14 protein-coding genes and 1 tRNA gene are annotated in these 11,992 nt (G+C 70.1%); 10 read left to right on the plus strand and 5 right to left on the minus strand.

Annotated elements, in window-relative coordinates; translation table 11 throughout:
• The first annotated feature begins 1 nt into the window (after position 1).
• Genes HCX50_RS12270 through HCX50_RS12285 form a run of 4 tightly spaced genes read left to right on the plus strand, consistent with a single transcriptional unit; the run spans position 2 to position 2,552 of the window.
• The gene (locus HCX50_RS12270; RefSeq protein WP_237682478.1) at positions 2 to 850 is read left to right on the plus strand and encodes an endo alpha-1,4 polygalactosaminidase; all 849 of its coding nucleotides are present in this window, start codon (positions 2 to 4) and stop codon (positions 848 to 850) included.
• A gap of 9 nt (positions 851 to 859) precedes the next feature.
• Complete coding sequence (locus HCX50_RS12275) at positions 860 to 1,510, plus strand: DUF4352 domain-containing protein (protein WP_140403287.1); 651 nt, start codon at positions 860 to 862, stop codon at positions 1,508 to 1,510.
• Positions 1,507 to 2,070, plus strand: a complete 564-nt coding sequence (locus HCX50_RS12280; protein WP_091028432.1) for a hypothetical protein — start codon at positions 1,507 to 1,509, stop codon at positions 2,068 to 2,070. Before HCX50_RS12275 ends, HCX50_RS12280 begins: the two co-directional genes overlap by 4 nt.
• Positions 2,067 to 2,552: a hypothetical protein gene (locus HCX50_RS12285; RefSeq protein ID WP_167634576.1), complete on the plus strand. Its 486-nt coding sequence runs from the start codon at positions 2,067 to 2,069 to the stop codon at positions 2,550 to 2,552. Before HCX50_RS12280 ends, HCX50_RS12285 begins: the two co-directional genes overlap by 4 nt.
• Here HCX50_RS12285 and HCX50_RS12290 read toward each other — a convergent pair.
• The gene (locus HCX50_RS12290) at positions 2,439 to 3,704 is read right to left on the minus strand and encodes a hypothetical protein (RefSeq protein ID WP_091028435.1); all 1,266 of its coding nucleotides are present in this window, start codon (positions 3,702 to 3,704) and stop codon (positions 2,439 to 2,441) included. The two genes, HCX50_RS12285 and HCX50_RS12290, sit on opposite strands and share 114 nt — an antisense overlap.
• Positions 3,705 to 3,867: 163 nt before the next feature.
• On the opposite strand from HCX50_RS12290, the gene HCX50_RS12295 reads away from it, so the two are divergent.
• Positions 3,868 to 4,920 carry an iron-containing redox enzyme family protein gene (locus tag HCX50_RS12295; RefSeq protein ID WP_205829071.1) on the plus strand — a complete coding sequence of 351 codons (1,053 nt, stop codon included), beginning with the start codon at positions 3,868 to 3,870 and terminating at the stop codon, positions 4,918 to 4,920.
• Positions 4,917 to 5,123: a CDGSH iron-sulfur domain-containing protein gene (locus HCX50_RS12300; RefSeq protein ID WP_167634577.1), complete on the plus strand. Its 207-nt coding sequence runs from the start codon at positions 4,917 to 4,919 to the stop codon at positions 5,121 to 5,123. Before HCX50_RS12295 ends, HCX50_RS12300 begins: the two co-directional genes overlap by 4 nt.
• A 24-nt stretch (positions 5,124 to 5,147) precedes the next feature.
• Here HCX50_RS12300 and HCX50_RS12305 read toward each other — a convergent pair whose 3' ends face one another.
• Positions 5,148 to 5,927, minus strand: a complete 780-nt coding sequence (locus HCX50_RS12305; RefSeq protein WP_167634578.1) for a YggS family pyridoxal phosphate-dependent enzyme — start codon at positions 5,925 to 5,927, stop codon at positions 5,148 to 5,150.
• 78 nt (positions 5,928 to 6,005) lie between these two features.
• On the opposite strand from HCX50_RS12305, the gene gabT reads away from it, so the two are divergent.
• The 3 genes from gabT to HCX50_RS12320 all read left to right on the plus strand — a co-directional run bounded on the left by gabT (position 6,006) and on the right by HCX50_RS12320 (position 9,155).
• On the plus strand, positions 6,006 to 7,343 hold the full coding sequence (gene gabT, locus HCX50_RS12310) for a 4-aminobutyrate--2-oxoglutarate transaminase (RefSeq protein WP_167634579.1): 1,338 nt from the start codon (positions 6,006 to 6,008) through the stop codon (positions 7,341 to 7,343).
• A 64-nt stretch (positions 7,344 to 7,407) separates the two neighbouring features.
• Positions 7,408 to 8,418, plus strand: coding sequence for a type I glyceraldehyde-3-phosphate dehydrogenase (locus tag HCX50_RS12315; protein WP_167634580.1), 1,011 nt, complete (start codon positions 7,408 to 7,410; stop codon positions 8,416 to 8,418).
• Complete coding sequence (locus HCX50_RS12320; RefSeq protein WP_167634581.1) at positions 8,415 to 9,155, plus strand: glutamine amidotransferase; 741 nt, start codon at positions 8,415 to 8,417, stop codon at positions 9,153 to 9,155. Before HCX50_RS12315 ends, HCX50_RS12320 begins: the two co-directional genes overlap by 4 nt.
• Positions 9,156 to 9,210: 55 nt before the next feature.
• On the opposite strand, the gene HCX50_RS12325 is transcribed toward HCX50_RS12320, so the two are convergent.
• Positions 9,211 to 9,756 (minus strand): carboxymuconolactone decarboxylase family protein, encoded by a 546-nt coding sequence (locus tag HCX50_RS12325; RefSeq protein ID WP_091028716.1) that lies wholly within the window; start codon positions 9,754 to 9,756, stop codon positions 9,211 to 9,213.
• A gap of 121 nt (positions 9,757 to 9,877) precedes the next feature.
• Between HCX50_RS12325 and HCX50_RS12330 the strand changes: the two genes are divergently transcribed.
• Positions 9,878 to 10,729, plus strand: a complete 852-nt coding sequence (locus HCX50_RS12330) for an AraC family transcriptional regulator (RefSeq protein WP_167634582.1) — start codon at positions 9,878 to 9,880, stop codon at positions 10,727 to 10,729.
• Between the two features lie 22 nt (positions 10,730 to 10,751).
• Here HCX50_RS12330 and HCX50_RS12335 read toward each other — a convergent pair whose 3' ends face one another.
• Entirely contained in the window at positions 10,752 to 11,864 is a 1,113-nt protein-coding gene (locus HCX50_RS12335) for a DegT/DnrJ/EryC1/StrS family aminotransferase (RefSeq protein WP_167634583.1), read from the minus strand.
• A gap of 45 nt (positions 11,865 to 11,909) precedes the next feature.
• Positions 11,910 to 11,980: transfer RNA gene (locus HCX50_RS12340), tRNA-Cys, on the minus strand.
• Positions 11,981 to 11,992 lie beyond the last annotated feature (12 nt).

The raw sequence follows: 11,992 nt of genomic DNA on the forward strand, positions 1-11,992 counted from the left end.
CATGCCCACGAGGACGCGCCGGGGCGGAACGCCGCTCGCCGCCGCCATGCTGGTGCTGGCGCTCGGCGGATGCGCGGCGCCCGCCGCTCCCCCCGCGTCCGGCGAATCGTCGGCACCCGCCGCGTCGTTCAGCCTTCCGCCGTCCGGCGCGACCCCCGACTACCAGCTCGGCGGTGCGTACGAACCGGCGTCCGAGGTCGGGATCGTCGGCCGGGACCGGAGCGCGGAGCCGGCCGAGGGCGTGTACTCGATCTGCTACGTCAACGGATTCCAGACGCAGCCCGACGAACTCGACTCCTGGCCCCGCGACCTGCTGCTGCAGAGTGACGGCGAGGTGGTCTTCGACCCGGATTGGCCCGACGAGGCACTGCTCGACACGTCGACAGCCGAGCGCCGCGACCGGATCGCCGCCACGGTGATCCCGTGGATCGAGGGGTGCGGGGATGACGGCTTCGACGCCGTCGAGTTCGACAACCTCGACTCGTACACCCGGTCTGACGGGGCGCTCTCCTTCGACGACAACCTGGCGCTGGCCACACTTTTGGTCGATGCGGCCCATACGGCCGGCCTCGCGGCCGGGCAGAAGAACACTGCCGAGGATGCGGCGGTGCTGCACGACCAGGCCGGGTTCGACTTCGCGGTCACCGAGGAGTGCGCGGTCTACGCCGAGTGCGGCGCCTACACCGCGGTCTACGGCGATCACGTCATCGACATCGAATACGCCGACGAGCTGCCCCGCCCGTTCGCCGAGATGTGTGCGGACGACGACTCCCCGGCATCGATGGTGCTCCGCGACCGCGACCTGGTCACCCCGACCGACGACGACTACGTGTTCGAGACCTGTCGCTAGGCTGACTGCGTGACGAGGACAGGCGGAGTGGTCGATTCCGTACGCCAGGCCGCCTCGGGTGCCTTCAGCCGTGCGGCGGTGCCGCTCTGGGCCGCCGTGGTCGCGATCGTCGGCCTGCTGGGAGCGTTCGTGGCATTCGGCGGCCTCGCCCCGGCGACGACGCAGCCGTCGCTCGTCCCCGCCGGCAGCGAGGCGCGCACCTCGCTGTACGCCGTGACCGTGATGGATGCCGAGGTCACCGACGAGGTCGAGGAGCAGTATCTGGAGGCGGAGCCGGGTGAGACCCTGCTCATCGTCACGGTGCGACTGGAGAACCTCTCCGACCGCGCGGTCGGGGTGGAGGGCACGGCCGACCAGGTCGCCTCACGGCTGCTCTCCTCGAGCGCACCGCTTCTCGAACTCTCGGGCGTGGCCGTGACCGACACCGCGCGCTCCTGGCGGGCGGACGGTTCGCTGCGCGCGGTGGTGCTGCAACCCGGCGTCCCCGCCGATGTGCGCATCGCCTTCCCCGTCGCCGACGATGCTCTCGACGAGCACGAGGCCCACCTCGATGTGTACGACGCCAGGGAGCAGTCCGGCCAGGTCATCCTCTCGTCGTCGGCGATCACGTGGCGACGGACCGACCTGATCGCCCGCACCCCCGTGGAGGTCGGTCCGTGAGCGCGCGCGGCGGATGGATTCCGTGGGCCGCGGGTATCGCGCTCGTCCTCGCGGCCGGCGTGGTGACGGCGGTCACACCGCCCGAGGATGCGCTGACCGATCCCTTCTTCACGAGGGCGGCCGTCGCCGACACGGCCACTTCCCGTACTCTCATCGCCGCGGTGCAGGAGGCCTCGTTCGCCGACCGGCTGACGGTGGCGGACAAGTGGGAGGCCGAGGGGAACTGGCTCGTGATCGAACTCGCCGCGTCCGCACCGACGACCGAGGAGGATGCCGTGATCGGCGTCGCGAGCCTCGTGATCGACGGGCAGGTCTTCCTGGCGAGCGAGCGTCCGCCGACATCGCTGCTCCGGGCCAAGCTGCGAGTGGGCACCGACACCGTCGGGACACTGGCGTTCGAGCTTCCGGAGGGCCTACGGACCGGGAACGGAGAGCTGCGACTCACCGGTGAGTACCCGACGCCGCGTCTCGACGACGTCATCACCTTCCCGCTCTCGCTCGATGAGGTGCCGCAGGAGACCGACAGGGAACTCGACGAGCCGCGATTGGGGGCGCCATGACCTGGTGGCGGACACAGCGCTTCGCACTGGTGGCGCTCGTGGTGGCCGCGGCCGCCGCGATCGCCGTGCACGTCTGGTTCGATGTGCTGCCCGCCGCCCCGAAGAGTACGCAGGTGCAGGATGCGGAGGACGGGAGGGCCGAGGTCGCCGGGCAGAAACTCCGTCTGGACTCCGCCCGCTGGGATGAGTTCGAGGCACCGGCGGGATCGCGCACGCTCAGCATCCGGATCGATGCCAGGGCGGAGGGCGAGTCCGCCGGATGCGGGATGTTCACCCTCGCCGAGACCGAGGGCGCGCGCGTCTGGACCAACGCCCGGTCCGCGCTCGACGTGCCGTATGACGAGGGCGAGTCGGGCTGCCAGAAGGAGTCAGGCTCCTATGCCATCCTCGCGGTGTTCCTGCTCCCCGACGACGCCGACGGGCCGTTCGCGCTCGACATCCCCGGCACCGACGAGATCGCGCGCTTCCCCATCGAACCCTGATTCGCGCGTGCCCATCCTCGCTTCCGGGCGACCCACCACGGTGTCGAAGGCGGTCGCCACGATCGCGACGCGCAGCGGCTCGGCCACGGCGGCCACGGCGACGAGGAGAAGCGGGAAGAAGCCCGACCAGAACGCGGTGTCGTGCGCGCCGACGAGCTGGAGCAGACCGCGCGAACCGACCTGCTCGGCCCACGACCACACGGCATACGCCAGTGCCGTGCAGCCGAACACGACGGGGCCGCCGCGCCAGATCAGGGCCAGTGCCGCCCACAGCCCCTCGAGGCGGAGTGCGAGGTTTCGCGCGAGGTTCGACACCGCACCAGGGGGCGCCTGCTCGATACGCCCCAGCACCGCCGGAGTCGCGTCGAAGGTCGTGCCGTAGATGACGCCGGCCACGGTCAACCATGCCGCGGGCACGACCACCGCGGCGACCACCAGCCCGACCAGCCACAGCACCGTCTCCCACAGCGCCGCCACCGGGAGCACGTGGGCCCCGAACCAGTCGCCGATGCCCTCGAACCAGGCGACGCCCGCTCGATCGGCGATCCACTCCTTGGCCTGCGCCCACCACTGGCCCACCAGGGTGAAGAGCATGAAGGTCCAGACCACCTCGGCGTACGCGGCGAGCGCGAGCGTCCATGTCGGCAGTCTCCCGCCGATTCGCGCGAGGAGCACGCGCACGACGAGCGCGATGACCAGCACGGCGACCGGCAGCACGCCCACCGCGATGAGGCCGCCGCGGTCACCGAGCTGGGCGGCGTCGTAGCTGGCGTCGCGCAGGGCGATGCCGCTCGCGATGTTGAAGAACGCCTTGATGTCGACGTCGAGCATTCCCCAGGCGGCATAGAACGCGAAGAACGGCAGGATGGCGACCAGCGTCGTCTGCGCGAACTGCCGGTAGCCCGGGCGGTGGTCGGATGCACTGTGCGGCAGCGACCGCTGCACCGTGAGGTACATGGCGACGTACGACACCAGGCGCGCGGCCACGGCGAGCGGCAGGAGCAGGAGCCCGCCGAGCGTGGTGAGTCCGCCTATGAAACCCGCGAGCTGCACGAAGATCTCGTGAAGTGCCTCGCCGGCGAGATACCAGGCCGCCAGCGCGAGGCCGTGCCGTGCGAGGAGGCGCCCGAAGGTGCGCACGGCCGGGATCATGCCCCCACGGTACCGGTTCGCTGACCGCCCCTGCGGAGCGGATGTCGACACCCCGCCCGCGCCGCGGCGCGTATGCCCCGCACGCCCGTCTGCGTCAAGTCCCTGGAGCGGATGATCCACACGCGGCAGGATGCGAAGCATCGCACCGATGGGAGCCCTGTTCATGACCGTATCCGCCCCGGCATCCGCCCCGGCCGCAACCCTCCCCTTCACCGACAGAGGGCCGCTGAGTCACGCCGTCATGTCGCACCTGACGGGCGACGACGCCGCTGCCTCCGACCACACGGGCCTCGCGACCGCTGCCGTGGCGGCGAGCGCTGACGTGGTGCGCGACGACGACATCCAGCTCGCGCTCTTCGTCCTCTACGCCTCGTCCTACGGATCGCTCCCGCAGCTCGATGCCGACCTGGAGTGGGACCCCGCCCTTCTCACCACACGCCGGATCCTCGAGGAGGCGTTCGAGAGCGCGCTGCGGGCGAGGGTGCCGATGCCGGAGTCCCCCGAGCCGACCGTGGATGCCGTCGGCCGCGCGCTCTTCGCCCTGGCCGCCGCCGACACGGGACCGAGCCTCTCGCGGCACATCGCGAAGAAGGCCACCAGGGAGCAGGCGGAGGAGACCCTCATCCAGCGCTCGGTATACACGCTGCGCGAGGCGGATCCGCATTCCTGGGCCATCCCGCGCCTGGAAGGACGCGCCAAGGCCGCCCTCGTCGAGATCCAGTCGGACGAGTACGGCGGCGGGCGACCGCAGCGCGTGCATGCCGAGCTCTTCGCCCGCGCGATGCGTGCCGCGGGCCTCGATGCCACCTATGGAGCGTACGTCGACGATGTGCCGGCGATCACTCTCGCCTCGCACAACATGATGTCGATGTTCGGGCTCAACCGCCGCCTCGTCGGCGCGATCGTCGGGCACCTGGCCGCATTCGAGATGACCTCGTCCATCCCCTGCCGCCTGTATGCCGACGGCCTGCATCGTCTGGGGTTCGACCCGGATGTGGCGGCCTATTTCGAGGAGCACGTCGAGGCGGATGCGGTGCACGAGCAGATCGCCGCGCGAGACCTGGCCGGCAGCCTCGCCGAGGACCACCCCGAGCTGCTGCCCGACATCCTGTTCGGCGCGGCGGCGTGCCTGACCATGGACGGCTGGGGCGGCGAACACATCCTGGAGTCCTGGCAGGCGGGCACCTCGTCGCTCCGGCCGCGGGTGGCGTCATGAGCGCCCGGACCGAGCCGCCGTCGATCACGCCGTATCCCGACGGACCGCTGCTCGTGCGCGGCGCCGTCGAACTGCGCACCGCCGACGGTGAGCCGATCGAGCCGCATCGCCGCACCGTGGCCCTGTGCCGCTGCGGGCTCTCGACCCTCAAGCCGTTCTGCGACGGCACCCACAAGGCGGCGGGTTTCCGCACCGACGACTGATCGCCGCGCCGACGTCGTCGCGGTTCAGGCCTCGGGCCAGTAGTAGCTGTCGGGGAGGGCGCGGGCGCCGAAGATCGCCTGACCGACACGCACGCAGGTCGCCCCCTCCTCGACCGCGATCTCGTAGTCCCCCGACATCCCCATCGAGAGCTCGCCGGAGCCGATGAGGTCGGGGGCGTCTTCCCTGGCCTGGTCTCGCAGCGTGCGAAGGAGGGAGAAGCACTCGCGCACCCGCTGGTCGTCGGGCGTCAGGATGGCGAGCGTCATGAGTCCGCGCACGCGAAGGCTCTGATACGAGGGCAGCGCCTCGAGGAAGGCGGGGAGTTCCGCCGGCGGCATCCCGAACTTGGAATCCTCGGCAGAGGTGTTCACCTGCACGAAGACGTCGAGGCTGCGTCCTGCCGCCTGCAGGCGCCGATCGAGCGCCTCGGCGACACGCAACCGGTCGAGGGCCTGGAATTCCGTGGCGAAGGTGGCGACGTCCCGTGCCTTGTTGGTCTGCAGATGCCCGATGATCGACCAGGACACGTCGAGGTCGCTCGTCTCGCCGTGCTTGCGCACCGCCTCTTGCACCTTGTTCTCTCCAAGCACCCGCATGCCCGACTCGATGGCGACCCTGACGCGCTCGGTGGGGACGGTCTTGCTCACCGGAAGCAGCGTGACGTCGTGCGGGTGACGCCCGGCGCGACGGGCCGCCTCGTCGATGCGTGTGCGGACGGCTGCGACGTTGTGGTGGAAGTCGTCGACGGTGAACGCCGTGGGGTATCGATCGTCGACCCCGCTCGGCTGCTCTGGTTTTGACATAGGTCAAAGGCTAACATAGTCTTAGGCCGATCTGATGCGAGGCTGGATCGCCTCGCGCCACACCCGACAGGAGCCACCATGTCCCCGCTCGACGTGCTTCCCGACCGCTCATCCGCCCCTTCCCTGCGCACCGAGGTGCCGGGGCCGCGGAGCCGCGCGATCCACGAGCGGCGTCAGAGATCCGTGGCCCGCGGGGTCGGCAGCGTGCTCCCGATCTACATCGACCACGCGGACGGCCCGTGGGTGACCGACGTCGACGGCAACCGCTTCCTCGACCTGGGGAGCGGCATCGGCGTGACCACGATCGGCCATGGGAACCCCGCCGCCATCGCCGCAGCGGCCGCGCAGATGGAACAGGTCGCGCACACCCTCTTCACCGTGACCCCCTACGAGGGATACGTGCGGCTCGCGGAGCGCCTCGCCGAGAAGACTCCCGGGGACCACGAGAAACGCTCCTTCTTCGCCAACTCCGGTGCAGAGGCCGTGGAGAACGCGGTCAAGATCGCCCGCAGGCACACCGGCCGCCGCGCGGTCGCCGCGCTCGACCACGCTTTCCACGGGCGCACGAACCTTACGCTCGCCATGAACCACAAGGCGGCGTACGGCACCGGTTTCGGTCCCTTCGCACCGGACGTCCACCGCGTACCGAACTCGTACCCGTACCGGGACGGCCTCAGCGGCGAGCAGGCGGCGCAGCGGACGATCGCGCACCTCGAGCAGCGCATCGGCGTCACCGACCTCGCGGCCGTGATCGCGGAGCCCATCCAGGGCGAGGGCGGCTTCGTCGTGCCCGCAGACGGTTACCTGCCCACGCTGCAGGAGTGGTGTACCCGCAACGGCGTCGTGTTCATCGCAGACGAGATCCAGACCGGCCTCGGCCGCACGGGGACCTGGTTCGCGAGCGAGCAGTTCGGCGTCGTGCCCGATCTCGTGCTCACCGCCAAGGGCATCGCGGCCGGCCTCCCGCTCGCCGGGGTCACCGGTCGTGCCGAGATCATGGATGCCGCCGACCCCGGCACTCTCGGCGGCACGTTCGGCGGCAACCCGGTATCCATCGCCGCAGCCCTGGCCGTCTTCGATGAGCTCGAGCACGGTGACTTCTTCGCCGAGGCGTTGCGCATCGGCGACAGGCTCGAGCAGCAGCTGAACGACCTCGCCGCGCGGCATCCGCTGATCGGCGATGTGCGCGGAAGAGGTGCGATGTATGCGTTCGAGCTGACGGAACCCGGTACGTCACGTCCGGCGGCCGGCGCGGCCTCGGCCGTCGCGGCTTTCGCGGCGCAGGAGGGGATCCTGCTTCTCACCGCGGGCAGCGACGCGAACGTGATCCGTTTCCTGCCGACGCTCACCACCACGGACCAGCAGCTCGACATCGCGATGGATGTGATCGATCGCGCATTGACGGCTCTCGCCTGATCTGCGTTCGACCGAACATCCTCACAGACCACTCCGGATCCTCACCACCCCCTGAAGGAGCTCCATGCCCGCCAAGATCGCCATCAACGGACTCGGGCGGATCGGGCGCAACCAGCTCCGCCTTCTGATGGCGCGCAGGTCCGACCTGGAGCTGGTCGCGCTGAACGACCCGCGCGGCGCACGCGCGGTCGCCGAGCTCCTCGAGAGCGACCGGGCAGGCGGCCGGCCTGCGGGCGGGGCGCGGCATGACGACAGGCATCTCTTCGTCAACGGTCACGCGATCCGGGTGTACTCCGAACACGACCGCCGATCCCTGCCGTGGGACGAACTCGGCGTCGACATCGTGATCGAGTCGACCGGCCAGGCGATCCGCGCCGACGCCGCGAGGGAGCATCTCGCCGCCGGAGCCGAGAAGGTGATCATGACCTCGCCCGCCGCCGGCGATGACGGGACTCTGGTCCTCGGAGTGAACGAGGGGTCGTACGATCCCGACCGACACCACGTCGTCTCCAGCGGGTCGTGCACCACGCTCTGTCTGGCGCCGGTGCTGCAGGTGTTCGACGACGCGTTCGGGATCGACGCGGCGCTGATGACGACGGTCCACGCAGGCTCCGTCGACGACTGCCTCCAGGACATCCCGCACGCCGACCTGCTGCCCGCGGGAACCCGAGACGCGAGGATCAGCGCGAGCAGCCTCGGCGCCGCCGAGGCCGTCACCCGCGTCCTCCCGCACCTCGACGGCCGACTCGAGGGCACGGCGCTGCGGGCTCCCACGCTCAGGGGGTCGATCACGCATCTCACCGTCACGGCGACGCAGACCGTGACGGCCGACGAGGTGAGGGTGGCCTTCCAGACGGCTTCGGAGGGAAGACTCAAAGGGGTCCTGCGCTGCGCCGACGATGAGATCGCCGTCTCGGACTCGGTCATCGACCCGCACTCGTCGATACTCGACACCACGCTGATCCGCGCGACCGGCTCCCAGGTGAAGATCTCGGCCTGGTACGACGACGAGTGGGGATACTCGCACCGCCTCACCGAGCTCGTCGCGCACGTCGCAGAAGGACGGACACCATGACGATCGATTCCTCGCGGTCGCGCATCGCCCTCGCATTCCGGCACGTCCGCTTCGAGGATCTGGGAATCCTCGAGCCGCTCCTGATCGAGCGCGGGTATCACGTGGAGTATGTCGACCTCGGCGTGCGGGCGATCGACATCGAGCGGGTCGACGAAGCGGATCTGCTGATCGTGCTGGGCGGTCCCATCGGGGTGTACGACACCGTGCACTATCCGTTCCTGCACGCGTCGAAGGAGGCGATCGCGCACCGACTGCGCCAGGGCCGGGCGATGCTGGGCATCTGCCTGGGCGCACAGCTGATCGCCGAGGAGATGGGAGCAGTGGTCGCTCCGACCGGGTCCGTGGAGATCGGCTACGCGCCGCTCGAGCTCACGGCCGAGGGGCTCGATTCTCCCCTGCGCTCCCTCGACGGGCTGCCCGTCCTGCACTGGCACGGCGATGCCTTCGCCATCCCTGAGGGCGCCCGCCATCTCGCCCGCACTCCGGACTTCCCGAACCAGGCGTTCGCTACCGACACCGTGCTCGCGCTGCAGTTCCACCTGGAGGCCGACCATCGCACGATCGGCAATTGGCTCATCGGGCACGCGCACGAGCTGCACCACCACGGCATCGACCCGCGCACGATCCGCGAGCAGGCCAGGCTCCACGGCCCGCGGCTCGAGACCGCCGCTCGCACCACGATCGCCGCGTGGCTGGACGAGGTCGACAGCCCCGCACACCACGCCGACGCGAACTGAGACGGCACGACGAAGGGCCGGGACCTGATGGTCCCGGCCCTTCGTCGGTGGCGGTTCAGCTCGCGCGGCGCAGTGCCACGCTCGGGAAGTCCACCGGCACATCGAGGGCGATGTTCACGTAGTTCGTGAACAGGTTCAGCGCCACCTGACCGATGGTCTCGACGATCTGCTCGTCGTTCCACCCCTGCGCGCGGACCGCGTCGACATCGGCCGAGGACACCTGTCCGCGGGCGTCGACGAGCTTCAGCGCGAATGCCAGCAACGCGGCCGTGCGCGGATCGTCGGACTCGCCGACCTGTGCTGCGGCGAGCGTCTCGCGCGTCAGACCGGCCTTCTTGCCGAGTGCGGTGTGCGCCGCGAGGCAGTAGTTGCACGAGTTGCGGTCGGCGACCGCCACGGCGATCTGCTCACTGAGCGCAGCACCGAGGGTGCCGCCCCCGTACGCGCCGAATGCGCTCCACATGCTCGTCAGGGCAGCCGGAGAGTGGGCGACGGCGCGGAACATCGCCGGCACGGTTCCGAAGGCGCCGGCGATCTGGTCGAGCTGCTCCTTGACGGGTCCGGTGGCCGATTCGCGTTCGATGAGAGAGACGTTGGGCATGTGATGCTCCTTCGTTAGCAGGATGAGGCCGATCGGCCTCCCCTCGAGTCTTCCGGGAATCACCGCACGATGCGCACCAGAACGTCTTGCATTCATGACCGATCGTCCAGATACTGGAACCATGCCCTCTGTCGACCGCCTCACTCCGCTGCTCAAGCGCTTCCGCGTGCGCACGCGCCTGTTCCACACGGGCCCCCTGTGCGGCACGACGGTCTTCCCGGCGAGCAGCGGTCACGGCTACCTGCACGTGCTGCGTCGCGGAGAGATGGAGGTGACCCACCGTCGCCCCGACGGCCGCACCGAGCGCGAGGTCATCACGCGGCCGAGCCTGCTGTTCTTCCCGCGTCCGCTCGACCACACCTTCCTCAACGCGCCGACCGACGAGTCGGACTTCGCGTGCGCGACGCTGGACTTCGACGGCGGTGCCACCCATCCGCTCGTGCGCACGCTGCCGTCGGTGATCGTGCTGCCCCTCGACGAGGTCGCCGCCCTCGCCCCGGCCCTCGACCTGCTGTTCTCCGAGGTCGACAACGTCCGCTGCGGACGCCCGCTCGTGGCCGACCGCATGTTCGAAGTGGTCCTGATCCAGCTGCTGCGATGGATGCTCGACAACAGCGGTCGGCTCGACCTCCCCCCGGGCCTGCTTCCCGGTCTCGCCGACGAGCGGCTCGCTCCGGCACTGGTCGCGATGCACGAGGCGCCGGGCGATCCGTGGAACCTGGAGTCGCTGGCGCGCAGGTCGAACATGTCGCGGAGCGCCTTCGCCGCACGGTTCAAGGACGTCCTCGGGCGATCGCCCGGTGACCACCTCACCGAATGGCGTCTCACCGTCGCGCAGGAGCAGTTGCGCGCCGGGATGTCGGTCAGCACCGTCGCCGCGGAGCTCGGCTACGCCAGCGCCTCGGCGTTCTCGCGGGTCTTCGCCCAGCGCATCGGCCATTCGCCGCGCGTGTGGCTCGCCCTGGCCGCCTGACCACGCAGCGCGAGCCCGGCGGTCACCCGCCGGCCGACATCACGGCCTCGAGACCGTTGATGACCCGGTCGAGGTCTTCACGCGAGAGCGACGGGTGCACCGGGATCGAGAGCACCTCCTGTGCCGCCCGCTCGGTCTCGGGCAGGTCGACCTCGGGGGCGTACCGCTGCAGCGAGGGCAGCCGGTGGTTGGGGATCGGGTAGTAGACGCCCGCTCCGACAGCGTGTTCATCGCGCAGGGCATCCCGCACCCGGTCGCGCTCGCCCCCGGCGATGCGCACCGTGTACTGGTGATACACGTGCTCGGCGCCGTCGGCGACCCGCGGAATCGTGAGCCCGTCGATGCCGGCGAGCGCCTCATCCAACAGCGCCGCATTCCGCTGACGCTGCCGAGTCCACTCCCCCACCTTCCGCAGCTGCACGCGACCCACCGCGGCGTGCACCTCGCTCATGCGGTTGTTGTACCCGACGATCTCGTTCGCGTACTGCGTCTCCATCCCCTGGTTTCGCAGCAGCCGCATGGTGCGAGCCATGTCCTCGTCGGCGCACGCGACGATGCCGCCTTCGATGGCCGTCATGTTCTTGGTCGGATACAGGCTGAACATCCCGAACGCGCCGATGGTGCCGGACGGACGACCGCGCCAGGCAGCCCCGTGCGCCTGCGCCGCATCCTCGTAGATCGCCAGGCCGTGCTCGGCCGCCACCGCTTCTATCTCGTCGACGAGGAAGGGGTGCCCATACAGATGCACCGGCATGATGCCCTTCGTCCGCGGAGTGATCGCCGCGCGCACCCGTGCCGGATCGAGGGTGAAGTGCACCGGCTCGATATCGACGAAGACCGGGGTCGCGCCCGCGAGGACGACGGAGTTCGCCACCGCAGCGAACGTGAACGATGGCACGATCACCTCGTCGCCCGCCCCGACCCCCGACGCGATCAGGCCCAGCAGCTGCCCGCTCGTGCCGGAGTTGACGGCCACCGCGGTGCGGCCCTGCAGGAACTGCTCGGCGAACTCCGCCTCGAACGCGGCGACCTCCGGGCCCTGGGCGAGCATCCCGCTGCGCAGCACGCGTTCGACGGCCGCCACGTCCTCGTCACCGATGAGCGGTTTGGCTGCGGGGATGAATGCGCTGTCCATGGCGGAAGGCCCTTCGTCGGCGTCGGCTCTCGTGAGCCCGGTCTGAGGTGGAGGCAGGAATCGAACCTGCGTGCACGGTCTTGCGGACCGCGACCTGGCCACTCGGTCACTCCACCGGGTCGGAGGCG

The organism is Microbacterium sp. B19(2022) (genome assembly GCF_012030385.1).
GTDB classification, from domain to species: domain Bacteria; phylum Actinomycetota; class Actinomycetes; order Actinomycetales; family Microbacteriaceae; genus Microbacterium; species Microbacterium oxydans_B.